At 74.1% G+C, this 26681-nt stretch carries 18 protein-coding genes; 5 read left to right on the forward strand and 13 right to left on the reverse strand.

Annotated features, from left to right (window positions below; translation table 11 throughout):
- Window positions 1-128: 128 nt before the first annotated feature.
- From sucD to ACZ5WK_RS20710, 5 genes are all read right to left on the reverse strand, one after another.
- On the reverse strand, window positions 129-1010 hold the full coding sequence (gene sucD / locus ACZ5WK_RS20690; RefSeq protein ID WP_396321412.1) for a succinate--CoA ligase subunit alpha: 882 nt from the start codon (window positions 1008-1010) through the stop codon (window positions 129-131).
- A gap of 16 nt (window positions 1011-1026) precedes the next feature.
- Window positions 1027-2202, reverse strand: a complete 1176-nt coding sequence (gene sucC, locus ACZ5WK_RS20695; RefSeq protein WP_452155228.1) for an ADP-forming succinate--CoA ligase subunit beta — start codon at window positions 2200-2202, stop codon at window positions 1027-1029.
- Between the two features lie 338 nt (window positions 2203-2540).
- Window positions 2541-3713 (reverse strand): VWA domain-containing protein, encoded by a 1173-nt coding sequence (locus tag ACZ5WK_RS20700; protein ID WP_465548808.1) that lies wholly within the window; start codon window positions 3711-3713, stop codon window positions 2541-2543.
- 100 nt (window positions 3714-3813) lie between these two features.
- A complete protein-coding gene (locus tag ACZ5WK_RS20705) occupies window positions 3814-6204 on the reverse strand; it encodes a DUF5682 family protein (RefSeq protein ID WP_465548809.1) in 2391 nt (796 codons plus the stop codon).
- Window positions 6205-6241: 37 nt separating this feature from the next.
- Window positions 6242-7324: an ATP-binding protein gene (locus ACZ5WK_RS20710; protein ID WP_465548810.1), complete on the reverse strand. Its 1083-nt coding sequence runs from the start codon at window positions 7322-7324 to the stop codon at window positions 6242-6244.
- Between the two features lie 177 nt (window positions 7325-7501).
- On the opposite strand from ACZ5WK_RS20710, the gene ACZ5WK_RS20715 reads away from it, so the two are divergent.
- Window positions 7502-8824, forward strand: coding sequence for an SWIM zinc finger family protein (locus tag ACZ5WK_RS20715; RefSeq protein WP_465548811.1), 1323 nt, complete (start codon window positions 7502-7504; stop codon window positions 8822-8824).
- Between the two features lie 54 nt (window positions 8825-8878).
- A complete protein-coding gene (locus ACZ5WK_RS20720) occupies window positions 8879-10462 on the forward strand; it encodes a DUF5691 domain-containing protein (RefSeq protein ID WP_465548812.1) in 1584 nt (527 codons plus the stop codon).
- A 149-nt stretch (window positions 10463-10611) separates the two neighbouring features.
- Here ACZ5WK_RS20720 and ACZ5WK_RS20725 read toward each other — a convergent pair whose 3' ends face one another.
- A complete protein-coding gene (locus ACZ5WK_RS20725) occupies window positions 10612-11019 on the reverse strand; it encodes a cobalamin B12-binding domain-containing protein (protein WP_360191583.1) in 408 nt (135 codons plus the stop codon).
- A gap of 326 nt (window positions 11020-11345) precedes the next feature.
- On the opposite strand from ACZ5WK_RS20725, the gene ACZ5WK_RS20730 reads away from it, so the two are divergent.
- Window positions 11346-12140, forward strand: a complete 795-nt coding sequence (locus ACZ5WK_RS20730) for a M23 family metallopeptidase (RefSeq protein WP_465548813.1) — start codon at window positions 11346-11348, stop codon at window positions 12138-12140.
- Between the two features lie 4 nt (window positions 12141-12144).
- Here ACZ5WK_RS20730 and pcrA read toward each other — a convergent pair whose 3' ends face one another.
- The 3 genes from pcrA to ACZ5WK_RS20745 all read right to left on the reverse strand — a co-directional run bounded on the left by pcrA (window position 12145) and on the right by ACZ5WK_RS20745 (window position 17114).
- Entirely contained in the window at window positions 12145-14805 is a 2661-nt protein-coding gene (gene pcrA, locus ACZ5WK_RS20735; RefSeq protein ID WP_465548814.1) for a DNA helicase PcrA, read from the reverse strand.
- Between the two features lie 82 nt (window positions 14806-14887).
- Window positions 14888-15640, reverse strand: a complete 753-nt coding sequence (locus tag ACZ5WK_RS20740; protein WP_465548816.1) for a LuxR C-terminal-related transcriptional regulator — start codon at window positions 15638-15640, stop codon at window positions 14888-14890.
- On the reverse strand, window positions 15633-17114 hold the full coding sequence (locus ACZ5WK_RS20745; RefSeq protein WP_465548818.1) for a PspC domain-containing protein: 1482 nt from the start codon (window positions 17112-17114) through the stop codon (window positions 15633-15635). The genes ACZ5WK_RS20740 and ACZ5WK_RS20745 overlap by 8 nt, the downstream gene beginning before the upstream one ends.
- Before the next feature lie 133 nt (window positions 17115-17247).
- Between ACZ5WK_RS20745 and ACZ5WK_RS20750 the strand changes: the two genes are divergently transcribed.
- Entirely contained in the window at window positions 17248-18720 is a 1473-nt protein-coding gene (locus ACZ5WK_RS20750) for a PspC domain-containing protein (RefSeq protein ID WP_465548820.1), read from the forward strand.
- Complete coding sequence (locus ACZ5WK_RS20755) at window positions 18717-18926, forward strand: hypothetical protein (RefSeq protein ID WP_396321426.1); 210 nt, start codon at window positions 18717-18719, stop codon at window positions 18924-18926. Before ACZ5WK_RS20750 ends, ACZ5WK_RS20755 begins: the two co-directional genes overlap by 4 nt.
- A gap of 23 nt (window positions 18927-18949) precedes the next feature.
- On the opposite strand, the gene ACZ5WK_RS20760 is transcribed toward ACZ5WK_RS20755, so the two are convergent.
- The 4 genes from ACZ5WK_RS20760 to ACZ5WK_RS20775 form a co-directional block, all read right to left on the reverse strand.
- Window positions 18950-19987: a Rieske 2Fe-2S domain-containing protein gene (locus ACZ5WK_RS20760; RefSeq protein WP_465548822.1), complete on the reverse strand. Its 1038-nt coding sequence runs from the start codon at window positions 19985-19987 to the stop codon at window positions 18950-18952.
- Between the two features lie 207 nt (window positions 19988-20194).
- The gene (gene guaA / locus ACZ5WK_RS20765) at window positions 20195-21778 is read right to left on the reverse strand and encodes a glutamine-hydrolyzing GMP synthase (RefSeq protein ID WP_465548968.1); all 1584 of its coding nucleotides are present in this window, start codon (window positions 21776-21778) and stop codon (window positions 20195-20197) included.
- Window positions 21779-22974: 1196 nt separating this feature from the next.
- Complete coding sequence (locus ACZ5WK_RS20770; protein WP_465548824.1) at window positions 22975-24741, reverse strand: hypothetical protein; 1767 nt, start codon at window positions 24739-24741, stop codon at window positions 22975-22977.
- Window positions 24742-24860: 119 nt separating this feature from the next.
- Window positions 24861-26678: a GMC oxidoreductase gene (locus ACZ5WK_RS20775; protein ID WP_465548826.1), complete on the reverse strand. Its 1818-nt coding sequence runs from the start codon at window positions 26676-26678 to the stop codon at window positions 24861-24863.
- Window positions 26679-26681: the final 3 nt, after the last annotated feature.

The raw sequence follows: 26681 nt of genomic DNA on the forward strand, positions 1-26681 counted from the left end.
CAACGCCTCGAAGAACCTCGTCTTCAGCGCCTCAAAATCCATGATCCCCGCAACCCCTGAACTCCAGGGTGTTGCGGGGATCAGTAGAACCCACGATCCGGACGGGGGCGCTCGACGAGCGGCTGGCGTCAGCCGATGAGCTCGCGCGCCAGGCGGGCGGTCTCGGACGGCGTCTTGCCGACCTTGACACCGGCGGCCTCGAGGGCCTCCTTCTTCGCCTGGGCGGTGCCCGAGGAGCCGGAGACGATGGCGCCGGCGTGGCCCATGGTCTTGCCCTCGGGGGCGGTGAAGCCCGCGACGTAGCCGACGACCGGCTTGGTGACGTGCTCGGCGATGTAGGCCGCGGCACGCTCCTCGGCGTCGCCGCCGATCTCACCGATCATGACGATGAGCTCGGTCTCCGGGTCCTCCTGGAACGCCTTGAGGGCGTCGATGTGGGTGGTGCCGATGACCGGGTCACCGCCGATGCCCACGGCCGAGGAGAAGCCGATGTCGCGCAGCTCGTACATGAGCTGGTAGGTCAGGGTGCCCGACTTCGAGACCAGACCGATCTTGCCGGAGGTGGTGATGTCGGCCGGGATGATGCCGGCGTTCGACTGTCCGGGGCTGATCAGGCCGGGGCAGTTCGGGCCGATAATCCGGGTCTTGTTGCCCTTCGAACCGGCGTACGCCCAGAAGGCGGCGGTGTCGTGCACCGGGACGCCCTCGGTGATGACTACGGCCAGGCCGATCTCGGCGTCGATGGCCTCGACGACGGCGTCCTTGGTGAACTTCGGCGGCACGAAGATGACGGTGACGTCGGCACCGGTCTTCTCGATGGCCTCGGCGACGGAGCCGAAGACGGGCACCTCGGTGCCGTCGACGTCGACCGTGGTGCCGGCCTTGCGCGGGTTCACACCGCCGACGATCTGGGTGCCGGAGGCGAGCATGCGGCGGGTGTGCTTCATGCCCTCGGAGCCGGTCATGCCCTGGACGATGACCTTGCTGTCCTTGGTAAGGAAGATAGCCATGGTTAAGTCCCCTTCCTTACTTGGCGTTGGCCAGCTCGGCGGCGCGGTCGGCCGCACCGTCCATGGTGTCCACGCGCTGGACCAGCGGGTGGTTCGCGTCGTCGAGGATCTTGCGACCCAGCTCCGCGTTGTTGCCGTCGAGGCGGACGACGAGCGGCTTGGTGACGGCCTCGCCCTTCGACGAGAGCAGCTCCAGGGCCTGCACGATGCCGTTGGCGACGGCGTCGCACGCGGTGATGCCACCGAAGACGTTGACGAAGACCGACTTGACGTCGGGGTCGCCCAGGATGATCTCCAGGCCGTTGGCCATCACCTCGGCGGAGGCGCCGCCACCGATGTCGAGGAAGTTGGCGGGCTTGACGCCGCCGTGCTTCTCGCCCGCGTAGGCGACCACGTCGAGGGTGCTCATGACGAGACCCGCGCCGTTGCCGATGATGCCGACCTCGCCGTCGAGCTTGACGTAGTTCAGGCCCTTGGCCTTCGCCGCCGCCTCGAGCGGGTTGGCGGCGGCCTTGTCCTCGAGCGCCTCGTGCTCGGGCTGGCGGAACTCGGCGTTCTCGTCCAGGGAGACCTTGCCGTCGAGCGCGATGATCTTGCCGTCGCCGGACTTGATCAGCGGGTTGACCTCGACCAGGAGGGCGTCCTCCTTGATGAAGACGACCCAGAGCTTCTGCAGGACGTCGGCGACCTGGTCCGCGATCTCGGCCGGGAACTTCGCGGCGGCGACGATCTCGGCGGCCTTCTCCGGGGTGACACCCTCGTTGGCGTCGACCGGGATCTTGGCGAGCGCGTCGGGGTTCTCCTCGGCGACGACCTCGATCTCCACACCGCCCTCGACGCTGGCCATGGCCAGGAAGGTGCGGTTGGTGCGGTCCAGCAGGAACGAGACGTAGTACTCGTCCTTGATGTCCGCGGTCTGGGCCAGCATCACCTTGTGAACGGTGTGGCCCTTGATGTCCATGCCGAGGATCGCCTCGGCCTTGGCGACGGCGTCCGCCGGGTCGGCGGCGAGCTTCACGCCACCGGCCTTGCCTCGGCCACCCACCTTCACCTGAGCCTTGACGACGGCGCGGCCGCCGAAGCGCTCCGCGATGGCGGCAGCGTCTGCGGCGGTCTCGATGACATCACCGTCAAGCACGGGCACACCGTGCTTGGCGAAGAGGTCCCTCGCCTGGTACTCGAACAGGTCCACGTGTTTGTCCTTGTTCGTGGTCGCGGATTGTGTCTCTACGAGCGTGCCACGGCAGGATCTTCGCTGCGGGTCGTCGGGGCGGTGCGGGTACGCAGAAGTACGGCCTTGCGGCCCACACAGCCACGGGCGCACACGTCAATCAACACGCGCGTCACGTCCGTCTGGCAGGTTATCCCCGGACGACGGGCGTGTTTCGCCCGGGACCGGCCCGTCTTGGGTGAGAACCGTCACAGAGAGCCTGCGACCGTGTGTCGCGCGCCCTGCTCAGCGGGCGGGCGGATCCGGGGCTGTGAGCGGGCGCGGGTTCGCTCGTTCGGGTGAACCCGAGCCCGGGTTGATCACACGCCCTGCTCCGGTACCGGGATCGGCCGCTTCTCGATCGCCGCCGCCATGACGTCCGGGAAGACGTCGGGGGTGCAGGCGAACGCCGGGGCTCCGAGCGCGGCCAGCGCCGCCGCGTGCGCGTGGTCGTACGAGGGCGCGCCCTCGTCGGAGAGCGCGAGCAGCGCGATGAACTGGACGCCGGCCGCCTTCATCGCCGCCACCCGCTTGAGCATCTCGTCCCGGATGCCGCCCTCGTAGAGGTCGCTGATCAGCACCACGATCGTCTCGGACGGGCGGGTGATCCTCGACTGGCAGTAGGCGAGCGCGCGGTTGATGTCGGTGCCGCCGCCGAGCTGGGTGGCGAACAGGACGTCCACCGGGTCGGCGAGCTGCTCGGTGAGGTCGACCACCGAGGTGTCGAAGACGACGAGCCGGGTGTCCAGCGACTTCATCGAGGCGAGCACCGCGCCGAAGACCGCCGAGTGCACGACGGACGGGGCCATCGAGCCCGACTGGTCGATGCAGAGGATGACGTCCTTCTTCACCGCGCGCTGGGCCCGGGCGTAACCGACCAGCCGCTCGGGGACGACGGTGCCGTGCTCGGGCAGGTAGTTCTTCAGATTGGCCCGGATGGTGCGGTCCCAGTCGATGTCCCGGTGACGGGGGCGGTTCACCCTGGCGCTGCGGTCCAGCGCACCGCCCAGGGTGGCCCTGGTGCGGTCGGCGAGCCGGCGCTCCAGCTCGGCGACCACCTTGCCGACCACCGCGCGGGCAGTCTCCCGGGTGGTCTCGGGCAGCGCGTGCTTGAGCGAGAGCAGGGTGCCGACCAGGTGGACGTCGGGCTCGACGGCCTCCAGCATCTCCGGCTCCAGCAGCAGCCGCTCCAGCCCGAGCCGGGTGATGGCGTCCTGCTGCATCAGCTGGACGACGGTGGACGGGAAGTACTCGCGGATGTCGCCCAGCCAGCGCGCCACCTGCGGCGCCGAGCCGCCCAGGCCGGCGCTGCGGCGGCCGGACCGCCCGGCGCGGCCCTCCTCCGGTGCCCCGCGGTAGAGCGCCGCGAGGGCGCCGTCCATCGCGGCGTCCCTGCCGCGCAGGGCGCAGCCCGTGCCGTCCGCCTCGCCGCCGAGCACCAGCCGCCAGCGGCGCAGCCGCTCCTCGGCGGCAGGGGTGGTGGTCACTGCCATCGGATGCTCCTTCACGAGGTCGGGGTCAGGTGTCGCGGCCGGGCGCCGGGGTCGGGCGCCATGGTCGGGCCGGGCCGGGTGCCGCGGCCGGGCGCCGGGCTCAGGTGTCGCGGCCGGTGGCCTGTTTCGGGATGCGCGCCGGGCCGCCGCCGGGGTGGGCCTGGCAGCCGGGCAGGCCGAGCAGGGTGGCGACCACCGGCAGGACGGCGTCGGCGCGGCCCCGGTCGAGTGCCGGGCCGGTGCTCGCGTCCGCCGCCGGCCCGGTGCCGAACGGGCCGGCCGCGACCCGGCTGCCGATGGTGGTCCGGACACCCGCCTCCAGGGCGGAGAAGGTGCGGCGCAGCAGCGGCAGCACGTCGGTGAAGACCTCGGCCGGCACCTCCGTCAGCCAGGCGTCGAGCAGGCCCAGCAGGCGAGGGTCGTGCAGCAGCAGGGCGCCGCCGCCGGTGAGGAAGCCCTCGACCCAGCCGGCCGCGTCCGCCGGGGCGCCGGCGGCGGAGAGGACCAGGCCCATCCGGCGGCCGGCCTCCTCGGAGTCGAGCCGTCCGTCGTCCAGCAGCAGCCGGACGGCGCGGCCGCGCAACACGCCGGGCACGCCGGTGGCGGGGCCGCCGTCCGGCTCGCGGCGGGCGAGCGCCCGCAGGGTGGCGGCCCACCGGTCGGCGAGGCCGCCGTCCGGCGCCAGCAGGCCGATCGCGCCGTGCACCTCATCGAGGTGACCGCGCATCACCGCCGCGCCGGCCGCGTCCAGCCCGGTGCAGGCGGGCGGCAGGCCGATGCAGATCCGGTCGGCGAGGCCGGCCGCGACCTCGCCGAGCGCGCCGTCGTCGGTGCCGCGGACGTCGCCGTAGCGCAGGGCGCGGACCAGGGCGGGCAGGGCGCCGGCGAGGTGGGCGACGTCGGTGTCCAGGGCGGCGCAGTCGGCGAGCACCCGCATCACCGCGGGCAGGGCGCTGCCGAGCCCGGCGAGCAGGCACGTCTCCACCAGCCCGGTCAGCTCGGCGAGCTCCGTCGCCGCCCGGGCCGTGCCGACGGCCTTCGCGCCGGCCGCGTCCTCGACCGTGGTGCCCCACTGGGCGGCCTCGGCGATCCGGACCGCGAACTCCGGCTGCCAGCAGAGCCGCCAGCTCTCCCGGAAGGTGCCGGTCGAGTTCACCGCGGACCGGCTGGGCACGCCCCAGTCGATGCCGAGCAGCCGCAGCCGGTGCAGCAGCCGGGAGCGGGCGGCGCCGGTCTCCTCGCGCAGGTCGAGGTCGAGCTCGCGCGGCTCCGCCCCGGGCTTGAGCCGCAGCGAGCGCTGGAGGCGGGTGAGGTCCCGCTGGAGCGGCACCGCCGGGGCGCCCTCCGGGACTTCGCCGAGCGCGTCGCCGATCACCAGCCGGTCCTGCACGAGGGCGAGGGCGACGTCCGAGCCGTCGCACATCACCGAGCGGACGGCGTCCAGCGTCTCGGTGAGGCCGGCCAGCGGGCGGCCGCGCATCACGGCGAGCGTGCGGGCCAGCCGGACGGCCTCGATGACGTGGGCGGAGGAGACCGGGTGGTCCTCGGCCCGGAGCAGCTCGGCGGCCCTGGTCAGCCACTTCGGCAGCGGGTCGCCCGGCTCCGCGAACAGGTGGCGGTACCAGCCCGGCGAGACGATCCCGGCGCCGTAGCCGCTCGACTGCGCGAGCCGCCGGTGCGTCCAGGGCACCCAGGTGATGTCGGTCCTGACCTTCTTCGGCAGGCCGGCCAGCAGGGCGCGGTCGTGGGCGACGGTCGGCATGCCGGCCAGCGCGGGGACGTGGAAGGCACCGCAGACCACCGCGATCCGCCGGTACCCGGCCCGCTTGGCGGCCCGGATCTGCCGGCGCATGTACGCCTCCCGCAGGTCGTCCCGCCGGGCGGTGCTGCCGGCGGCCAGCCCGGCCTCGCGCAGCGCCGTCATCGCCTCGGCGACCGCGGCGAACGGGGCCAGCGCGTCGGCGCCGGGCGAGCGGTGCTCGATCACGTCCTCCCACCAGCGCTCCGGGTCGTCGTGGCCGGCGGCCTCGGCGAGCAGCGCGATCGGGTCACCCGGCCGCTCCTCCGCCGCCTCGCTCCCGCCGTCCGTCTCCCCCGGCTCCGCGGCGCCCTCGGCGCCCTCGGCCTCGGCTGCCCCCTCGGCCCCGTCGGTCTCCGCGGCGAATCCGTACGCCGCCGGGAGGTCGATGAAGTGCACCGGCAGCCCGGCGTCGACGGCGTAACGGATCGCCACCCACTCCGGGGAGAAATCCGCGTACGGCCAGAACGCGGCCCGGGCCGGGTCGTCCACGGCATGGGCGAGCAGGGCGACCGGGGGCACCATCTCCTTCTCCGCCGCCAGCCCGATGATCGGATCGGCCTCCGGCGGGCCCTCGATCAGCACCACGTCCGGCTCCAGCAGCTCCAGCGCGGCCGCCACCGCGCGGGCCGAACCGGGGCCGTGGTGCCGTACGCCCAGCAGCGTCACCTCTGCGCTGATCCGCTCACTCATCGCGCCCTCCCTCCTCCAACCTCGAACTGCGGTGCAATCAGCGGGCGTTCTCGCGGGCCGCGCGGTAGAAGTCCTTCCAGCCGTCGCGCTCCCGCAGCACGCCCTCGACGTACTCGCGCCACACCACCTGGTCGGCCGCCGGATCCCGGACGACGGCGCCGACCACACCGGCGGCGACGTCGCCGGCCCGCAGCACGCCGTCCCCGAAGTGCGCGGCCAGCGCCATCCCGTTGGTCACCACCGATATCGCCTCCGCCGTCGACAGGGTGCCGCTCGGCGACTTCACCTTCGTCCGGCCGTCCAGCGTGATCCCGGCCCGCAGCTCGCGGAAGACGGTGACCACGCGCCGGATCTCCTCGGCGCCGCCGGGCAGTTCGGGCAGCTCCAGCGAGCGGCCGAGCTGGTCGACCCGCCGGGTGACGATGTCCACCTCCTCCTCCAGCGAGCCGGGCAGGGGCAGCACCACGGTGTTGAACCGTCGACGCAGGGCGCTCGACAGCTCGTTCACGCCCCGGTCCCGGTCGTTGGCGGTGGCGATCAGGTTGAACCCCCGCACCGCCTGCGTCTCGCCGCCCAACTCCGGCACCGGCAGCGTCTTCTCCGACAGGATGGTGATCAGACTGTCCTGCACGTCGGCCGGGATGCGGGTCAGCTCCTCGACCCGGGCGATCTTCCCGTCCGCCATCGCCCGCATCAGCGGCGACGGCACCAGGGCCTCCCGGCTCGGCCCGTCGGTGAGCAGCCGGGCGTAGTTCCACCCGTAGCGGACGGCCTCCTCCGGCGTCCCGGCCGTGCCCTGGACGAGCAGCGTGGAATCACCGCTGATCGCGGCCGCGAGGTGCTCCGACACCCACGTCTTCGCCGTCCCCGGCACGCCGAGCAACAGCAGCGCGCGGTCCGTCGCCAGCGTCGTCACGGCGACCTCGACGACCCGGCGCGGCCCGATGTACTTGGGCGTGATCACCGTGCCGTCGGACAGCTCGCCGCCCAGCAGGTAGGTGGCCACGGCCCACGGGGACAACCTCCATCGTTCGGGGCGCGGACGGTCGTCCTGCGCGGCCAGGGCGGCCAGCTCCGCCGCGAAGGCGTGCTCCGCGTGCTGCCGCAGAACGTCGGTCATAGGGGGCTCCTTCGGGCCGGCCGCCGGACACACCTGTGGCAGGCGGCGAAGTGATCGGGGGGAGCCAGGCCGGCGTTCCGGCCTGCGAGAACAAGCCTGCACCGAGCCACTGACAATCCTGACCGGACCTCAGTTCGACCACCGGGACTGTCAGTCCCTGCCCCTACCGTCGTCGCCATGGAGGAACGCTGGAGCACCGAACACGTCCTGTCCCTGGCGCCCGACGCCGCCTCGCAGAAGGCCGCGGGCAAGCTCTCCTCGCCCGCGGCCTGGTCGGCCACGGGCACCGACGGCGGCGCGCTCTGGGGCGAGTGCCGGGGCAGCGGCAGGACGCCGTACCGCACGGTCGTCGAGCTGGCCACCCCCGCCTACACCTGCACCTGCCCGAGCCGGAAGTTCCCGTGCAAGCACGCCCTCGGGCTGCTCCTGCTCTGGAGCGGCACCCCCGAGGCCGTCCCGGCCGCCGAGCCGGCCGACTGGGCCTCCGCGTGGCTGACGGCGCGCCAGGAGCGGGCCGGGCAGCGCGCCGCCGCGCCGCTGCCGCCCGCCGACCCGGCCGCCGCCCGCCGCCGCGCCGAGAAGCGCTCCGCCCGGGTCGCCGCCGGCGCCGCCGAGCTGCGGCTCCGGCTGGCCGACCGGATCCGCCACGGCCTGGCCGACCAGTCCACCGCCGGCCCCTGGGAGGAGGTCGCCGCCCGCATGGTCGACGCCCAGGCGCCCGGCCTCGCCGCCCGCGTCCGCGCCCTCGACACCACCCCCCAGCAGCACCTCCTGGAGGAGTACGCCATGCTCCACCTGCTCGCCACCGCCGCCACCCGGGTCGGTGAACTGCCCGCCCCGCTCGCCGCCACCGTCCGCGCCCGGATCGGCTACACCACCGACACCGCCGACCTCCTCGCCGGCCCCACCGTCCGCGACCGCTGGCACGTCCTCGGCAGCCGCACCTCCCCGCTGGAGGGCGGCGCCGACGACCGCCTCACCACCCGCCGACTCTGGCTGCGCGGCGCCAAGACCGGCCGTCCCGCCCTCCTCCTCGCCTTCGGCCGCCCCGGCCAGGCCCCCGACCTCGCCCTGCCCACCGGGCACGTCCTCGAAGCCGAGCTCGCCTTCCACCCCGGCGCCCGCCCGCTGCGCGCAGCGCTGGGCACCCGCTACAGCGCTCCCGAACCCGGCCCCGCCACCCCACCGCCCGGCCTCACCGCCGCCGAAGCCGTCGCCGCCTACGGCACCGCCGTCGCCGACGACCCGTGGCTCGACGCCTGGCCCACCGTCCTCACCGACGCCGTCCCCGTCCTCACGCCCGACGGCTGGCACCTCACCGACGGCCGGCACACCCTCCCGGTCCACCGCGCCGCCACGCCCGAATCCGCACTCTGGCGTCTCGCCGCCGTCTCCACCGGCCGCGCCCTCACCGTCTTCGGCGAACACGGCCACCAGGGCTTCACCCCCGTCACCGCCTGGGGCCCGGACCACCGCCCGATCAACCTCACCACCCCGTAGCCCGGCGCCTCACCGCACGCCCGCACCGCCCACACCACAACCTCAGGAGCCCACGTGTCCGACCCCTGGGAGTCCCTCCACACCACCGCCCTCCTCGGCACCGACCGCCGCCCCCTGCCGCAGCCCACCGGCGAGTCCCCCGCCCACCGGGCCGTCGACCGCACCGACCCGGCCACCGCGCTCCTCGAACTCGCCGCCCTGGAGACCGTCCGCCGCCGCGCCGGCGCCCTCCCCGCCCCCGTCACCGAGCCCCTCGCCGCCCCCGCTCCCGAGGACGACCGCCCCGAACTCCCCGCCCCCGCCGCCCGCCGCCTCTCCCTGCTCCTCGGCACCCGCGGCGGCGGCACCACCCTCGCCAACCTCACCGAGCTGCTCCCCCAGTGGCTCACCACCGCCCGCGCCCGCGGCTACCGCCCGCCCGCCGCCCTCGTCCCTGCGCTGCTCGACGCCGCCCGCGCCCGCAGCGAACTGCGCCCCGACGCGGTCGCCCTGGCCGGCCCGCTCGGCCGCTGGCTCGCCCCCCGCAACCCCGACTGGCGCTTCGTGCTGCGCACCACCGCCGTGGAGCCCGCGGAAACGGCCGGCCCCGGCGACGACCGCCTCTGGCACGAAGGCCTCTTCGCCGAGCGCGTCACCCACCTGACGCTGCTGCGCCGCACCGACCCGGCCGCCGGTCTCGCCCTCCTCCGCAGCACCTGGTCCACCGAGCGCGCCGAGGACCGCCTGCTCTTCCTGGACGCGCTCCAGGACGGCCTCTCCGCCGCCGACGAGCCCTTCCTGGAGGCCGCCCTCGGCGACCGCAGCAAGAACGTCCGCGCCACCGCGGCCGAGCTGCTCTCGACGCTCCCCGGCTCCACCCTGGCCGGCCGCATGGCCGAGCGCGCCCGCGCCGCCGTCCGCCTCTCCGACCGCGGCACGCACCTGCTGGTCACCCCGCCCGCCGAATGCGATCCGGCGATGCAGCGTGACGGCATACCACTCAAGTCGCCCACCGGGCGCGGCGAGCGGGCCTGGTGGTTCGGCGAGGTGATCGCCGCGGCACCACTGGCCCTCTGGCACGAGTCCACCGGCCTGACGCCGGACCGGCTCCTCGCCCTGCGGGTCGGTGACAGCATCGACGAGACCAACAGCAGCTGGGCCGACGACCTGCGCGAGGCCTGGGCCCGGGCAGCCGTCCGCCAGCAGGACGCCGACTGGGCGCGGGCGCTCCTCGGCGCGGCCCCGGCCCCCTCCCCGGAGAGCCGGCGGGCCCGCCCGCCGCGGACCACCGGCGCCCCCGCCAAGCTGCTCTCCGTCCTGCCGCCCGCCGAACGCGCCGCCTGGACTGCCGCGTTCATCGAGGTGCACGGCCTCGGCGAGGCCTTCCAACTGCTCGGCGCCTGCGCGACCCCGTGGACGCCGCCGCTGTCCACCGCCGTGGTCGCCGCCCTCGCCCGGGCGGCCGCCTCCGGCGCGTACCCGTGGAGCCACAGCGGGGTGCTCGGGATGACCGAGCGTGCGCTCGCCCCCGAGACCGCCGCCGCCGTCGAGGCGCTGGTGGCCGACAGCGCCCCCGCCACCGCCTGGGCCGAGACCTTCACCCGCCTCGCCGGCACCCTGCGCTTCCGCGAGGCCATGCTCGCCGAACTCGCCTCCTGACCCGCGACGCACCCGCGCCGGTACGGGAGGAGACCCGCGACGCACCCGGGCCGGCACGGGAGGAGACCCGCGACGCACCCGGGCCGGCACGGGAGGAGACCCGTACCGGCCCGAGAAGATGCAGACGTACCAGGGCTTTCTGACAATCCCTAGCTGGCGACCCGCAGGTTCGCCTCGACCCAGGCCACCACGTCCCGGGTCGGCGTGCCAGGGGTGAAGATGTCCGCGACGCCCATGGCCTTGAGCTCGACGATGTCCTCGTCCGGGATGATCCCGCCGCAGAAGACCTTGATGTCCTCCGCCTCGCGCTCCTTCAGCAGCTCCAGCACCCGCGCGCAGAGCGTCATGTGTGCGCCCGAGAGGACCGACAGCCCGATGCCGTCCGCGTCCTCCTGGATCGCGGTGTCGACGATCTGCTCGGGCGTCTGGTGCAGGCCGGTGTAGATGACCTCCATACCGGCGTCGCGCAGAGCGCGCGCGATGACCTTGGCGCCGCGGTCGTGACCGTCGAGCCCGGGCTTCGCGACCACCACACGGATCGGCCCTGACACACCCATCACTGCCTCCTGGACTTCGTCGTCCACCACCCCAGACCTCGTCGGGCACGGGCGCGGTTAACCAGCAATAACCAACCTGAGGGGAGGTTAGCGTCACCCGGCCCCCCTGGCCGTGCCGCCCCTCAAGAGGAGGGGAAAATCACAGCCCCGCCCCTTGCTACCAGTCGGTATACCCCGCAATTCCCACCCACAGCCCACCAACTCACCTCTTGACTTACGGACTTTTGTCCGCATGTCGGCGTTGCGGCTACAGTCTCGGCAGTTTTCCCCTCGTCTTTCCCCTCGCCCGACGACGTGCCGAAGGCCCACCGAGGAGGCAGCCCCCGATGGCTCCCGACGCAGCCGCCCGCCCGACCCGAGCGGAGCTGCGCATGGCCGCCCGCGAGCAGTCGCGTGCCCAGCGGCGCGGTGCCGCCAAGGCCGCCACCAGGACGGCGCTGCTGCGCGTCGCGCTGCCGTCGGTGGCCGCGCTCGGGGTGGCCGCGGCGGCCGCCGTGACCGTCCAGGGCGAGGCCGGCCAGCAGCGCCTCGAGGCGGCCGGCCGCGTGCCGCAGCAGGCCACGGCCGCCGACGCGCCGGACAACGCGGCCGCCCGGACCTCCGCCCAGCAGGCCCTCGCGACGGACAGTGCCGGCCAGGCCTCCCGCAGCGACTCCCGCCAGCCGCTCTCCGGCGGCCAGCCGACCGCCGAACCGATCGCCGAACCGACGGCCGAACCGGCCGCGCCCAAGGTGGTCATGCCGGTCGCCGAGCACGGCCTCGGCGAGCTGTTCGGCGAGGCCGGCACCCACTGGGCCAACCGCCACACCGGCATCGACTTCCCGGTGGACGGCGGCTCGCAGGTCATGGCCGTCGCCGACGGCACGATCCGTACGCAGTGGAACCCGTCGTACGGCTACATGACGATCCTGAAGATGGCCGACGGCACCGAGGCCTGGTACTGCCACCTGCGCTCGTACAAGATCCGCAAGGGCACCGTGAAGCAGGGCGACGTCATCGCCTTCGTCGGCAGCAGCGGCAACAGCACCGGTCCGCACCTGCACTTCGAGATCCGGCCGCCCGGCAGCGGGCCGGTCGACCCGCTGCCGTGGTTCCTCTCGAACGGACTCGACCCGCGCTGAGCGGTCAGAGCTTCTCCACCGGCGCGTACCGCAGCAGCAGCTGCTTGCGCCCCTCCGTCCCGAAGTCGACGGTGGCCTGCGCCTTGTCCCCGACGCCCGTGGTGGCCACCACCGTGCCCAGGCCGAAGGTGTCGTGGGTGACCCGGTCCCCGACCGCCAGCGCCACGACCTCCCGCTCGACCGCCGTACCGGACCGCCGCGCCGACTGCCCCCAGCCCGCCTTCGGCGAGGCCGCCGCGCCGCCGCGCGAAGCACCGCGCGAGGAGCCGCCCGAACCACCCGAGCCGCCCGAGCCGGCGGACCTCCCGCCCCAGGACGACCCCGAGGAGTACCCGCGCGAGGCCGGCACCGAGGCCGCCCCCGTCCGCTTCCACTCCACCAGCGTCTCCGGGATCTCCTCCAGGAACCGCGAGGCCGGGTTGTACGAGGGCTGCCCCCAGGCGCTGCGCAGCACCGAGCGGGTCAGGTAGAGCCGCTCCCGCGCCCGGGTGAGCCCGACGTACGCGAGGCGCCGCTCCTCCTCCAGCTCCTTGACCTGGTTGAGCGCCCGCATGTGCGGGAAGATCCCGTCCTCCATGCCGGTCAGGAAGACCACCGGGAACTCCAGTCCCTTGGCGGTGTGCAGGGTCATCATCGTGATGACGCCCTGCCCCTCCTCGTCCTCGTCCGGGATCTGGTCCGAGTCGGCGACCAGCGCGACCCGCTCGAGGAAGTCGGCGAGCGAGCCGACCGGCGGTGCGCCGTCCTCGCCGGCGTCGGGCCGCTCGCCCGGGTCCTGCTCGTACTCCAGCGCCACCGAGGCGAGCTCCTGGAGGTTCTCCACCCGGGTCTCGTCCTGCGGGTCGGTCGAGGACTGGAGCTCGGCGAGGTATCCCGTCTCCTCCAGCACCGCCTCCAGCACCGCGGCCGGCCCGGCGCCCGACTCGACGACCTGCCGCAGCCCGGCCATCAGCTCGTTGAACTTCCTCACCGCGTTCGCCGAGCGCGCGGCCATCCCGTACGCCTCGTCCACCCGCCGGAGCGCCTGGGCGAAGGAGATCCGCTCGCGCGCGGCCAGCGCGTCGATCATCGCCTCGGCACGGTCGCCGATGCCGCGCTTGGGCACGTTGAGGATCCGGCGCAGCGGCACGGTGTCCTCCGGGTTGGAGAGCACCCGCAGGTACGCCAGGACGTCCCGGACCTCCTTGCGCTCGTAGAAGCGCACCCCGCCGACCACCTTGTACGGCAGGCCGACCCGGATGAACACCTCCTCGAACACACGGGACTGCGCGTTGGTCCGGTAGAAGATGGCGACGTCGCCGGGCTTGGCGTCGCCCGCGTCGGTCAGCCGGTCGATCTCGTCGGCGATGAACTGGGCCTCGCCGTGCTCGTCGTCCGCGACGTAGCCGACCACCTTCTCGCCGTGGTCCCCGGCCGTCCAGAGCTTCTTCTCGCGGCGGCTGGTGTTCCGCTCGATGACGGCGTTGGCGGCGGTGAGGATGGTCTGCGTGGAGCGGTAGTTCTGCTCCAGCAGGATGGTGGTCGCGTTCGGGTAGTCCTCCTCGAACTGGAGGATGTTGCGGATCGTCGCGCCGCGGAAGGCGTAGATCGACTGGTCCGCGTCACCGACGACGCACAGCTCGGCGGGCGGCACCTCGGCCAGCCGCCCGGCCGCCGGGTTCACGAACTCGCCGTCCACGGTGCGCTTCGGCGCGGCGGCGACGGCGCCCCCGCTGAGCTCGCGCACCAGCATGTACTGGGCGTGGTTGGTGTCCTGGTACTCGTCGACCAGGATGTGCCGGAACCGCCGCCGGTAGTGCTCCGCGACGTCGGGGAAGGCCTGGAGCAGGTTCACCGTCGTCATGATGATGTCGTCGAAGTCGAGCGCGTTGGCCTCCCGCAGCCGCCGCTGGTAGAGGAAGTACGCCTCGGCGAGCTTCTTCTCCATCGGGTTGGCGGCCTGGTCGGCGTACGTCTCCTCGTCGATCAGCTCGTTCTTCAGGTTGCTGATCTTCGCGGTGAAGGACTTCGGCGGGAACTGCTTGGGGTCGAGGTCCAGGTCCCGGCAGACGAGCGACATCAGCCGCTGCGAGTCCGCCGAGTCGTAGATCGAGAACGACGAGGTGAAGCCGAGCAGCTTGGACTCGCGGCGCAGGATCCGCACGCAGGCGCTGTGGAAGGTGGAGACCCACATCGCCCGGGCCCGCGGGCCGACCAGCTGCTCGACGCGCTCGCGCATCTCGCCGGCCGCCTTGTTGGTGAAGGTGATCGCCAGGATCTCGCCCGGCTGCACCCCGCGGGCGCCCAGCAGGTGGGCGATCCGGTGGGTCAGCACCCGCGTCTTGCCGGAGCCGGCGCCGGCCACGATGAGCAGCGGCGAACCCGCGTGCAGCACCGCCTCGCGCTGCGGGTCGTTCATCCCCTCCAGCAGCTGCGCCGGGTCCACCACCGTCCGGGCGGCGCCGTTGCGGTACCAGGAGTCCCGCTCCGTCTGGGCGGCGTGGTCGGTGTGGAACAGCCCCTCCGGGATCGCCTCCTCGTACACGTCGTACGGGACGTCGTCCTCGTACGGCGGCGGCTCCTCGTCGATGGGCGCGGCGGCGTGCGGCTGCTTCGACCCGGCGGCGGGCCCGGCGGCGGGGGCCTCGAAACCGGGGAGCGGGAGGTCGTCAAAGAGGCTACTCATGGCACTCCGAGTCTATGGCCCCCCACCGACAAGCCCGCCCGGACCGGAGGGATCCGGACCGGGCGGGCGGGTGCGCGGGGCGTCAGACCAGGCGGCGGGCGGTGGCCCAGCGGGTCAGCTCGTGCCGGTTGCTGAGCTGGAGCTTGCGCAGCACCGCCGAGACGTGGCTCTCCACCGTCTTCACCGAGATGAAGAGCTGCTTGGCGATCTCCTTGTACGCGTAGCCGCGCGCGATCAGCCGCAGGACCTCGCGCTCGCGCTGGGTCAGCCGGTCGAGGTCCTCGTCCACCGGCGGGGTGTCGGTGGCGGCGAAGGCGTCCAGCACGAAGCCGGCCAGCCGGGGCGAGAACACCGCGTCGCCGTCGGAGATCCGGAAGATCGCGTCGACCAGGTCGGTGCCGGTGATGGTCTTGGTGACGTAGCCGCGGGCACCGCCGCGGATCACGCCGATCACGTCCTCGGCCGCGTCGGAGACGGAGAGCGCGAGGAACTTCACGCCCTCCCGCCGCCCGCCGCCGCCCTTGTCCGAGCCGCTCCGCGCCGCCCCTCCCGACTGCTCGCCCATCAGCCCGGCCGAGCGGCGCAGCACCTCGACCCCGCCGCCGCCGGGCAGGTGGACGTCGAGCAGCACCACGTCCGGCCTCGTCTCGGCGACCACCCGGACCGCCGACTCCACGTCGTCGGCCTCGCCGACCACGTCGATCCCGGTCACCTCGGTGCGCCCGATCTCGGCCCGGACCCCGGTGCGGAACATCCGGTGGTCGTCGACCAGGACGACGCGCGCGACCCTCCCCCCGCCGTCGGCCGGGACCCCCATCGGCGCTGCCTCAGTCATTCGTTCTCTCCATCTCCAGCTCGACCTCGGTCCCGCCGTCCGGCGCGGGCCGCACCCGTGCGGTGCCGCCGTTGCGCTTCATCCGGCCGAGGATCGACTCGCGGACACCCATCCGGTCCTCCGGCACCGTGTCGGGGTCGAAGCCGGGGCCGTGGTCGCGGACGAACACCATCACCGTCTTCCCCTCCACCTCGGCGTAGACCTGGACCGGTCCCCCGCCACCGTACTTGGCCGCGTTGACCGTCGCCTCCCTCGCGGCCTGCATCTGGGCCGCGATCCGCTCGTCCATCGGGCAGTCGCCGACGATCACCAGCTCGACCGGCACCCCGTGGCGGTCCTCGACCTCGGCGACCACCGCGCGCAGGCTCTCCGCCATGGTGTCCGGCGCGGCCTCGGCGGCGGCCTCCGGGCGGTACAGCCAGAGCCGCAGCTCGCGCTCCTGGGCACGGGCGAGCCGCAGCACCTCCTTCGGGTCCTCGGCCCGGCGCTGGATCAGGGTCAGCGTGTGCAGCACCGAGTCGTGGACGTGGGCGGCGATCTCGGCGCGCTCCTGGGCGCGGATGCGGGCGGTCCGCTCGGCGCCGAGGTCCTGCCACATCCGCAGTGCGTAGGGGCCGACCAGCACCAGCACGCCGGCCAGCACCGCGAGCGAGGCCTCGATCACCGAGCCGAGCGTGGAGCCGCTGCCCTGCATCGCGAGGAAGGCGATGGTGCCGGCCACCACCAGCAGCACGCCGCCGCCCACCCTGGTGTAGGCGCCGCGCCGCTTCTCGCCCTCTTCCAGGCCGAACCAGCGCTGCCAGCGCGAGTCGTCGGCCTGCCGCCAGACCAGCGCGACGCCGACGCCGATCGCCAGCAGCGGCCAGGTGTACGGCCGGGCGGTCTGCACGCCGAGCGCGTTCAGCAGGGCGATCAGGCCGATCACCACCATGACCAGCGCGGCGAGCTGCCCCAGGCCGCCCTGGCGCTTCGCGGCCGGCCGGACCGGCGCCGTCCCCGTCCCCGGCACCGCGCCGGGCTCCGCGGCGGGCTCGCCCTGCAGCGCGTGCTGGAGCAGCTCCCGCAGCCGGCCGATCCGGCCGCGCCGGCCCTTGCTCAGCTCCGCGCCGGACGCGCCGGAGGCCTGCCAGGACCCGGCCGGCACGAAGGCCCCGTCGACGTACACCCAGTGCGCGCCGCCGCGCTGCGCGGGCTCGCCGATGCCGATCGGCACCACGAACCAGAACGCCGCGTACAGCAGCGCGCCGATCCCCTGCGCGAAGAAGAGCAGGACGAACGCGACCCGGACCCAGGCGACCGGCAGGCCCAGGTGCACCGCGAGACCGTGCGCGACACCGCCGAGCATCCGGCCCTGCGGGCTCCGGTAGAGCCGCCGGTACGGCGACCGCCCGTCGCCGGGGACGGACGGGTCGGCGCCCGCCGACGGCGGGGCGTCGGGGACGAGCGGACGGGGATCGGTACCGGGGGCTGCCACGCGACCGATGGTTCCACGCGGGCGGGCCCGGACGCATCAGGGTGGAGCCCTACCCGTTCTCAGGGACAAGTCAGGGTACGGACAGGGACGGCACCGGTTGGGCGGGCGCGCCGGAGCCACCAGGATGGTGGGCATGACCGAGGACCACCGCACCCAGGAGGCCGGGCCGAGCGCCCCGCCCGAGCCGGACCGACCCCCGCTGAACCGGACCGAGCACCACCGCGTGGTCGCCGGCGTCTGCGGCGGACTGGGCCGGCACCTGGACATCGACCCGGTGGTCTTCCGCGTGGTGACGGTGGTGCTCTGCCTCTCCGGCGGGCTCGGCCTCTTCCTGTACGGGCTGGCCTGGCTGGTCGTCCCGACCGAGCCCGTCCCGGACGGCAAGGGCGGCAGCCGGTCGGGCCGGACCGAGCTCCAGCGGGTGCTCACCGGCCGGGTCGACGGCCAGTCGGTCGGAGCGGTGCTGCTGACCGTGATCGGCACCGGCGTCTTCTTCTCCTCGATGGGCGACGGCGACCAGCTGTTCCCGCTGCTGCTGCTCGGCGGACTGGTCTTCCTGGCCGTCCGCTACGACCCGGAGCGCCGCCACAACCGGCTGCGCGGGCGCCGGCGCGGCCGCAACCGCCACGAGGGCCCGTACGACCGGTACTTCCCCGGGTCCGGGCCGGCCGCCGCCTACTCCTGGCCGCTGACGGACGAGCAGCCGCCGCCCGGTGACGACGAGTCGGCCCGCGAGCGGCACGCCCGGGAGCGGGCGGCCGGCACGGTGCCGGCCGACACCCCGCACGCGGGCCCGAGCGGCTACCTCTGGGACCCTCGCCACCCCGAGCGCAACCCGTACGGCGACACCGGCGCCGCCCCGCACGGCGCCGCGGCCCCGCCGCCCGGCGGCCCGGCCCAGCCCTGGTGGCAGCGCGCCGACCTGCCGGAGGGGGACCCGCTGCGCAAGGACGGCCCGGCCCGCCGGACCCGGCCGCCGGTGGCGGTGCGCCACCACCGCGAGCGCTCGCCGCTCGGTCTGATCGGGCTGCTGCTGGCGGTCGGCGCGGCCAGCGCGGTCTGGGGGGCCTCCGCCCACGGCGACACCGACGTGCTGACCGGCACCGTGCTGGCGACCGCCCTGCTGGTCATCGGGCTGACGCTGCTGGTCGCCGCCAAGTTCGGCCGGGCCCGCAGGCTCGTCGTGCCGGGCCTGCTGCTCACCCTGGCGCTCGCCTTCACCCACGGCTCGTCGATCTCGGTGCACAACGCGTTCGGCGACCGCGACTGGAGCGCCGCCTCGGCCGGCGAGCTGCAGCCGCGGTACACGCTCGGGCTCGGCAACGCCCGGCTGGACCTCAGCCGGATCGACCCGGCCGGCAGCACCCTGCACAGCACCGTCGAGCTCGGCGCCGGCGAGCTGACCGTCCTGGTGCCGTCGAACGTGACGGTCGACCTGGAAACGAGGATCGGCCTCGGCAACGCCGCCGTGCCGGGGCAGGACGAGGTCAGCGGCAACAGCTCCCGCACGTTCCGGCTGGCCCCGGTGAACGGTCAGGCATCCAAGGGCACGCTCGACCTCAAGCTGATGGTCGGGCTCGGCAACATCAAGGTGGTCCAGTCGTGAGGAAGCACCAGCTCGATCTCTTCTCGCTGATCGCCGGGGGGTTGTTCACCGTCATCGCGGTGCTCTACCTGGTGGCGGCCGTGAACGACATCTCGGTGAACGGCCGGATCGTCATCCCGGTGACCTTCATCGTGCTGGGCCTGGGGGGCCTGATCGGGGCGGTCGCGGCGGCAGCCCGGCGCGGCCGGACTGACGCGCCGGACTGACGCGCCGGACTGAGGCCGCGGCGTCAGCTCTGCAGCGGCCCGAGGTTCAGCTTGTCGCCGTCCTTGGTGACGCCGTACTTGGGCAGCGGCTTGGTGGCCGGGCCGTTGACCACGGCGCCGGTGGCCGCGTCGAACCGGGAGCCGTGGCAGGGGCAGTACAGCTGACCGTTCTTCGGTGCGTCGACCGCGCAGCCGGAGTGCGTGCAGACCGCGGAGAAGGCGCAGTACTGGCCGGCCTTGGGCTGGACGATGTAGACCGCGTCGCCGGTGGCCGGGTCCTTGACCTGGGCGGAGCCGCCGACCGGGACGCTCGCGGCGGCCACCGAGACGGGCGGCCCGGCGGGCGCCCTCCCGGCCGGGGCAGCGGACGGCCCGACCGCCTTCTTGTCCCGTCCGAAGGTGGCGGTCAGCGAGCCGGAGAGCAGGCCGGCGCCCCCGATCGCGACGGCCGCGATCCCGCCGTCCACCAGCGCCCGCCGGCGGGTGTGGGCCTCGCCCAGCCCGCGCTCGCGGTCCCGGGCGGCCCGCTTGGCCAGGTAGCCGTCCAGCGAGAGGTACGGGGTGCCGGCCAGCAGCAGCGGGGTCCAGGCCATCAGGTAGGCGAGGTCGTTGCCGAGGTAGTACGGCGAGACGTTCCAGCTGACGGTCAGCCAGAGGCTCAGGTTGATCAGCGCGCCGCCGAGGGCCGCGACCCGGCCCCAGAGACCGAGCAGGGTGCCGAGGCCGACCGCCAGTTCGCCGAAGGCGATGGCGAGCGCGAACAGGGTGGGGGCGTCGAGGGCGGCGCCGAGCAGGAAGGAGATCGGGCTGGAGCCCTTCGCCGCCTGGGTCTGCGAGACGAAGGAGGCCGGGTCGCCCGCGCCCGCGAGGTAGTGCGTGTCGGAGAGCTTGTCGAGCGCCGCGTAGACGAAGGTGACGCCGAGGAACATCCGAAGCGGCAGCAGCGCGTACCGCGAGGCCACCGCCTTGCGCGCGGCCACCCACCCGGTACTGCCGTCCGCCGCCCGCGCGCCGGTCGTCACGGAGCCGCCGGCCACCGTGGGGCTGCTGGCCTCCGTCATCCCTCACACCTTCCTTCACGGCCTGCCAACCGCCTGACAGGTCCGGTCGCATTCTGCACGTTTGTGAGCGCTTTCGGTGGGAGGTCCCACCCGGTGGGCCCCCGTCCACCGCGAACGGCCGCGCCGCCGCTCCCCTGTATACGGGAACGACGGCGCGGCCGTTCAATGCCGGTCCGGGGCCTTCTCAGGGCCGGCCGGCGGGAGTGATCACTCCCACTCGATGGTGCCCGGCGGCTTGCTGGTGCAGTCCAGCACCACGCGGTTGACGTCCTTGACCTCGTTGGTGATCCGGGTCGAGATCTTCGCCAGCACGTCGTACGGCAGGCGCGACCAGTCGGCCGTCATGGCGTCCTCGGAGGAGACCGGGCGCAGCACGATCGGGTGGCCGTAGGTGCGGCCGTCGCCCTGGACGCCGACGCTGCGGACGTCCGCGAGCAGCACGACCGGGCACTGCCAGATCTTCCGGTCCAGGCCGGCCGCGGTCAGCTCCTCACGGGCGATCGCGTCGGCCTCGCGCAGCAGGTCCAGGCGCTCCCTGGTGACCTCGCCGACGATCCGGATACCCAGGCCCGGGCCCGGGAACGGCTGGCGCTGGACGATCTCCTCCGGCAGGCCGAGCTCCTGGCCGACCATCCGGACCTCGTCCTTGAACAGCTTGCGCAGCGGCTCGACCAGCGCGAACTGGAGGTCCTCGGGCAGGCCGCCGACGTTGTGGTGGGACTTGATGTTGGCGGTGCCGGTACCGCCGCCGGACTCCACCACGTCCGGGTACAGGGTGCCCTGGACCAGGAACTCCACCGACTCGCCGTGCTCGCCGGCCTCGGCCACGATCTCCGCCTGGGCCTGCTCGAAGACCCGGATGAACTCACGGCCGATGATCTTGCGCTTCTCCTCGGGGTCGGAGACCCCGGCGAGCGCGTTCAGGAAGCGCTCCTGCGCGTCGACGACCTTCAGCTGCACGCCGGTGGCCGCGACGAAGTCCTTCTCGACCTGCTCCGTCTCGCCCTTGCGCATCAGGCCGTGGTCGACGTAGACGCAGGTCAGCTGCTCGCCGATGGCCTTGTTGACCAGGGCGGCCGCGACCGCGGAGTCCACGCCGCCGGAGAGGCCGCAGATCGCCCGCTTGTTCCCGACCTGGGCGCGGATCAGCGCGACCTGCTCGTCCACCACGTTGCCGGTGGTCCAGGTCGGCGCGATGCCGGCGCCGCGGTAGAGGAAGTGCTCCAGGATCTGCTGGCCGTGGTCGGAGTGCAGCACCTCGGGGTGGTACTGGACGCCGTAGAGCCGGGCCTCGTCGTTCTCGAAGGCCGCGACCGTCACCACGTCGGTGGACGCGGTGACGGTGAAGCCCTCGGGGGCGGCCGAGCAGGCGTCGCCGTGCGACATCCAGACCGAGTGCTGCGCCGGGACGCCCTCGAACAGGGTGGAGCCGGTGCGGGAGACGGTCAGCGGGGTGCGGCCGTACTCACGGGCGCCGCTGTTGTCGACGGTGCCGCCGAGCGTCTTGGCCATCAGCTGGAAGCCGTAGCACATGCCGAAGACCGGCACCCCGGCCTCGAAGATCGCGCGGTCGAGCTGCGGTGCGCCCTCCTCGTAGACCGACGAGGGACCGCCGGAGAGGATGATCGCCTTCGGGTTCTTGGCGAGCATCTCGGCAACCGGCATGCTGCTCGGCACGATCTCGCTGTAGACCCGGGCCTCACGCACCCGGCGGGCGATGAGCTGGGCGTACTGGGCACCGAAGTCGACCACCAGGACGGTGTCGGTCTCAGGTACGGACTGGACGGGAATAGCAGAGGACACGGACGGCCTTCCGGCAGCGGTACGAAAGGTGTCGCGCGCAGCGCTTCCGTCGAAGGGCGGCGGCGGGCGACGAGCGGGGGTCTGTGGTCGAGTCTACCGGGCGGGCCGGTTTCACTCGTCTGCACGTCCAAGAGACCGTGACCGCCCCGGCCGCCGGTTCGTTGCTTCTGACGACCGTACGACCGCGCCGCGCCCGCCAGGTGCGCCGCCTCCGCCCCGGCCAGGGGCGCCGCCGTACGGGCTTGCAGGACCACGCGTGGAGCTCATCCCAGTCCACCGGCGCGCGTGGCGCCGCCGCTGTCCCGGCCCCGCCGGGAGCGGTGCGCCGTGGGACCGTGCGCGGGTGCAGCGGCCGGCCAGCAGGGGACAGCGACCCCGGCCGCGACTGGACCAACGAGGTGGGGTGGCCGGCCTCCGGGGACGCCCGGAAGCCGGCCGCCGCACCCCGGCGCAACCCAGGCGCACACCGTTCACCGTCCCGCGCCGCTACGCGCGTCCCCGTGCGCTCCGGCCGACACCACTACGCACCGTGATCATCGATGTGGCCTTCCCGGACCTCCCCGAGGGCCGCCGGGCGGCCCCTGGCAGACCTCCCCGGACCGGTCCGGCCGAAAATGGACTGTGCCGAATCATGCCGAATCGGTTGCAGAGCAAGCCCTTCGTCCAGCACGATGCTGCTTGGAAGAGGTTCTCCCGGTGGCCGAAGGCCCACTGCGGAGGCCCGGCCCGGTGCCGCCGAGACCCTTGGTGGCAACGATTGTCACCTCACGCTCCGTGAGCGAAGGCCCGGCGCAGCCATGCGCGCCGGACCGGCCGCACCGCGAGCGTGCGCGCCCCGCGCGACCGGCACACCCACGCCGGTGCTGCGACGGCGCGGTCCCAGAAGCCAACCGACAGGACGGCGCTCCTCCCCCGGCGCCGTCACCCCAGCACCGGCGCAGCCCTGACGCCGCGTGCTGAACGACAAAGGGCCCCGTTCCCCCGCGGGGCCCTTTGCCCTTCTCCGGGCCGGTCGGGTCCTTGTCCGGCCTCCTCGTCCGCCCCGTCGGAGGCCTTGTCCAGGCCTTGTCCAGGCCTTGTCCGGGCCTTGTCCGGGGCCGGGCGCAGCGGGGTGACCGCTGCGGCGGGGGGCGCCGGGACGACGCGAGGGGCGCGGGCCGCCGAGGCGCACGCCCCCCGGCTCGCTACGGCTCCTTGCGCCAGACGCTCGCGTCGGCGGCATCCCCACCGTCCCCGGGGGCGGCGGTGCCGGGGGCCGGCGGCTGCTGGTCGTGCGAGCCGATCACCTCGCTCACCCCCGCCACCTGACCCGGCACCAGCGGCCCGCCCTCGTGCACCACACCCGCGGGCGCGGCGTCCGCGTGCACCGTCTCCCGGGGCACCGCTCCCGCGTACGCCGCACCCTCGTACGGGCCGCCCTGCGGCGGCACCGCTCCGAGGGGGCCGCCGGCCGAACCGCCGCGGACGGCCGCCAGCAGCGGCGGCACGGCCAGCGCGCCGACCGCCGCCCAGATCACGTTGGCCGCCAGCTGGGAGCCGAAGAGCAGACCGACCGAGAACTCGCGGTCGGCGCCCGTCCGCCCGCCCGAGGCCCCGCTGCCCGACGTCGCCACGAAGCCGGCCACCGCCATGAGCAGGGTCAGCCCGGTCGCGTACACCACGGCGAGCCGGATCCGGTCGGCCGCGTCGAGCCCGCGGCGGTGGGCCGTCCAGCCGAGGTAGGCCGTCGCGGCCAGGGCGAGCAGTAGGGTCCACCGCCAGTCGGCGGTCTCGCCGTGCAGGTCGAAGAGCGAGAACTCGTCGCGCGGGCCGCTCGACCCGTAGCCCGGGCCGTCCCCGTCGTAGCCGCCGTAGCGGCTGCTGCCGTCGCCCGCCCGCAGGGTCGCACCCGAGCCCAGGCCGAGCAGGCTCAGGCCGAGGTTCGGCAGGAAGGCCACCGAGACACCGGTCGCCCACCCCTCGTCCTGCACGGCGACCAGCACGAACCCGGCCAGCGCACCGAGCCCGACCGACACCGCCGCCGCCCGGCCCGCGGCCAGCCCGGCCACCGCCCACCCGCGCACCGCGCGGTTGCGCCAGGCCGCCCAGCGCAGCGCGTCCGTCCCGTACACGGTGAAGGCGAGCAGCCCGGCCAGCAGCGCGCTCCAGCCGACCGCCTCCAGCCAGCCGGAGTCGGACCGGTACTCCACCGCCCCGTAGTAGTCGCTGAAGCTCGCCCCCCGGCCGTTCGAAGGGGACCAGACGGCGCCGCCGACCAGGCCCACCAGCAGGGTCGCCGCGGCCACCACCAGGGCGGTGCGGACCGCCTCGCCGGCCGCCTGCGCCCGGCTCTGCTGCGCACCGGTGCGGGCCTGTCGCAGGCGTACGCCGGCCCGCAGACCGAGCCAGAGCGCGAACAGCCAGAGCGCGGTGACCGTCATCGGCACCGTCCGCACCAGGAGCGACGGGCCGCTCTCCCCCCGGAACAGCCGGCCGCTGAGGCCGAGCTTGAAGGGTGCGCCGAGAGCGGCCAGGGCCATGGCCAGGGCGGTGCCGAACCGGTCGCCGAAGTCGGGCGAGTCGTAGAGGTAGCCGACGTTGTAGTCGCCCGGGATCGCGGCGATCAGCGCCGCCAGCAGCAGCACCGCGGTCGGCGCGATCACCGCCTTCACCGCCGGCCGCCAGTCCTCGCCGGTGAGCCACCGCAGCGCGGCGGGCTGCGCGGCGGCCGCGTCGTACGGCCGGCCGGTGCCCCAACTGCCCACCGTCGGCGGGACGGCGGGCGGCGCGTACCCGGGCCGGCCGGGCGCCGCGGCCGTCGGGTACCCCGGCGCGGACGGTGGCGGCGGGGGCAGCACGGGCTGGGTGAGCGGTGCCGCAGCTGGCGGGGGCGGCGCCAGCGGCCGCCCGCAGGACGCGCAGCCGAGCGCCCCTTCCGCCGAAGCCGCGCCGCACGATGCGCAGATGGCCATGGACCGTGATCCCCCCGTGAGAACAAGCCCCTGGTCCCCCCAGGGAGCCCGTTTATCCCATCGTGCGCGGACGGCTGTCAACCGGCTCCGGCGCGTCGCGGGCCCGCCCCGGCGAAGCGTCAGGGAGCCTGCGTGCCACGCTTCTTCGGCACCTCGGGGACGGCCAGCAGCGGCAGGCGCAGCGCACCGAAGGCCTCCTTCGGCACCGCCGGGCGTACCGGCGCCACCGACTCGACCCGCCGGTACGCCTCGCCGGGGGCCGGGCGCCGGTCGTCCTCGCCCTTGTTCGGCCACATCGACATGGCCCGCTCGGCCTGCGCGGTGATCGTCAGCGACGGGTTCACCCCGAGGTTGGCGGAGACCGCCGAGCCGTCCACCACGCTGATCCCGGGGTGGCCGAAGAGCCGGTGGTACGGGTCGACCACGCCGGTCTCGGCGGAGTCGCCGATCGGGCAGCCGCCGAGGAAGTGGGCGGTCATCGGGATGTCGAAGATCTCGCCGACGGTGCTGCCCGCGAAGCCGTTGATCTCGTCGGCCAGCGCCTGGGCGCCCTGCTCGGCGGCCGGGATCCAGGTCGGGTTGGGTGCGCCGTGCCCCTGGGTGGAGGTCAGCTGGCCCTTGCCGAGGCCCTTCTTCTTCAGCGAGACGGTGATCGAGTTGTCCAGCGACTGCATCACCAGGCCGATGATCGTCTTCTCCGACCACCGGTGCTGGTTCATCGAGCGGGCGAAGGTCACCGGGTGCCGCACCGACGAGCCCAGGTAACGCAGCCAGCGCGGGCCCTTGCCGCCGCCCTTGACCTGCGCGATCGACAGCGCGCCCATCGCGTTGGAACCCTTGCCGTAGCGCACCGGCTCGATGTGGGTGTTCGCGTCCGGGTGGATCGAGGAGGTGATCGCGACGCCCTTGGTGAAGTCCGTCCGGGCGCCGTACAGACGGTCGGTGGTCTGCGCGCCGACCAGCGCCTCGGAGTTGGTCCGGGTCAGCTCGCCGAGCCGGCCGGAGATCCGGGGCAGGTGGCCGCCGTCGCGCATCCGGTGCAGCAGCGACTGGGTGCCGTAGGTGCCGGCCGCGACCACCACCCGGGCGGCGGTGATGGTCCGTGCCCCCGCCTTCACCGGGTCGGTGGTGGAGCGGGCGTCGGTCCGGCGGACGTCCACCTTGAAGCCCTGCGTGCCGTCGGCGCCGGTGTGCTCGCGGATCCGGGCCACCGTGGTGAGCGGGTGGATCTCGGCGCCGCCGCGCTCGGCCAGGTGGAGGTAGTTCTCGGTGAGCATGTTCTTGGCGCCGTGCCGGCAGCCGGTCATGCACTCGCCGCACTCCACGCAGGCCCGCCGCGCGGGGCCGGCGCCGCCGAAGTACGGGTCCGGGATCTCGTCGCCGGGCGCCGCCTCGGCCGCGCCCCCGGCGTCCTTCCCGTCACCGAAGAAGACCCCGACCGGCGCCATGTGGAAGGTGTCCCCGACGCCCATCTTCTCGGCCGCCGCCCGCAGATGGACGTCGGACGGGGTCATGGTCGGGTTGAGCCGGACGCCCAGCATCCGCTGCGCCTGGTCGTAGAACGGCGCCAACTCCTCCTGCCAGTCGGTGATGTGGGCCCACTGGCGGTCCTCGAAGAACGGCTTCGGCGGCACGTAGAGGGTGTTGGCGTAGTTCAGCGAGCCGCCGCCGACGCCGGCGCCCGCCAGGATCAGCACATTGGCCAGCAGGTGGATCCGCTGGATGCCGTACAGGCCGAGCTTGGGCGCCCACAGGTACTTGGCCAGGTCCCAGGAGTTCTTGGGCAGTTCGTCGCGCTCGAAGCGCCGCCCGGCCTCCAGGACGGCGACCCGGTAGCCCTTCTCGGTCAGCCGCAGCGCGGAGACCGACCCACCGAAGCCCGAGCCGATCACGACCACGTCGTAGTCGAACTCCGCCTCATCGCGGGACCCCACCATGTG

It is taken from the genome of Kitasatospora sp. NPDC032757 (assembly GCF_055579305.1).

What these genes read in the sequence shown, in the direction of transcription:
- sucD (WP_396321412.1), bottom strand. Translation starts at nt 1,010, where the DNA reads ATGGCTATCTTCCTTACCAAGGACAGCAAGGTCATCGTCCAGGGCATG.
- ACZ5WK_RS20700 (WP_465548808.1), bottom strand. Translation starts at nt 3,713, where the DNA reads ATGGCAGTGACCACCACCCCTGCCGCCGAGGAGCGGCTGCGCCGCTGG.
- ACZ5WK_RS20705 (WP_465548809.1), bottom strand. Translation starts at nt 6,204, where the DNA reads ATGAGTGAGCGGATCAGCGCAGAGGTGACGCTGCTGGGCGTACGGCAC.
- ACZ5WK_RS20710 (WP_465548810.1), bottom strand. Translation starts at nt 7,324, where the DNA reads ATGACCGACGTTCTGCGGCAGCACGCGGAGCACGCCTTCGCGGCGGAG.
- ACZ5WK_RS20715 (WP_465548811.1), top strand. Translation starts at nt 7,502, where the DNA reads ATGGAGGAACGCTGGAGCACCGAACACGTCCTGTCCCTGGCGCCCGAC.
- ACZ5WK_RS20725 (WP_360191583.1), bottom strand. Translation starts at nt 11,019, where the DNA reads ATGGGTGTGTCAGGGCCGATCCGTGTGGTGGTCGCGAAGCCCGGGCTC.
- ACZ5WK_RS20730 (WP_465548813.1), top strand. Translation starts at nt 11,346, where the DNA reads ATGGCTCCCGACGCAGCCGCCCGCCCGACCCGAGCGGAGCTGCGCATG.
- pcrA (WP_465548814.1), bottom strand. Translation starts at nt 14,805, where the DNA reads ATGAGTAGCCTCTTTGACGACCTCCCGCTCCCCGGTTTCGAGGCCCCC.
- ACZ5WK_RS20740 (WP_465548816.1), bottom strand. Translation starts at nt 15,640, where the DNA reads ATGACTGAGGCAGCGCCGATGGGGGTCCCGGCCGACGGCGGGGGGAGG.
- ACZ5WK_RS20750 (WP_465548820.1), top strand. Translation starts at nt 17,248, where the DNA reads ATGACCGAGGACCACCGCACCCAGGAGGCCGGGCCGAGCGCCCCGCCC.
- ACZ5WK_RS20760 (WP_465548822.1), bottom strand. Translation starts at nt 19,987, where the DNA reads ATGACGGAGGCCAGCAGCCCCACGGTGGCCGGCGGCTCCGTGACGACC.
- ACZ5WK_RS20770 (WP_465548824.1), bottom strand. Translation starts at nt 24,741, where the DNA reads ATGGCCATCTGCGCATCGTGCGGCGCGGCTTCGGCGGAAGGGGCGCTC.
- ACZ5WK_RS20775 (WP_465548826.1), bottom strand. Translation starts at nt 26,678, where the DNA reads ATGGTGGGGTCCCGCGATGAGGCGGAGTTCGACTACGACGTGGTCGTG.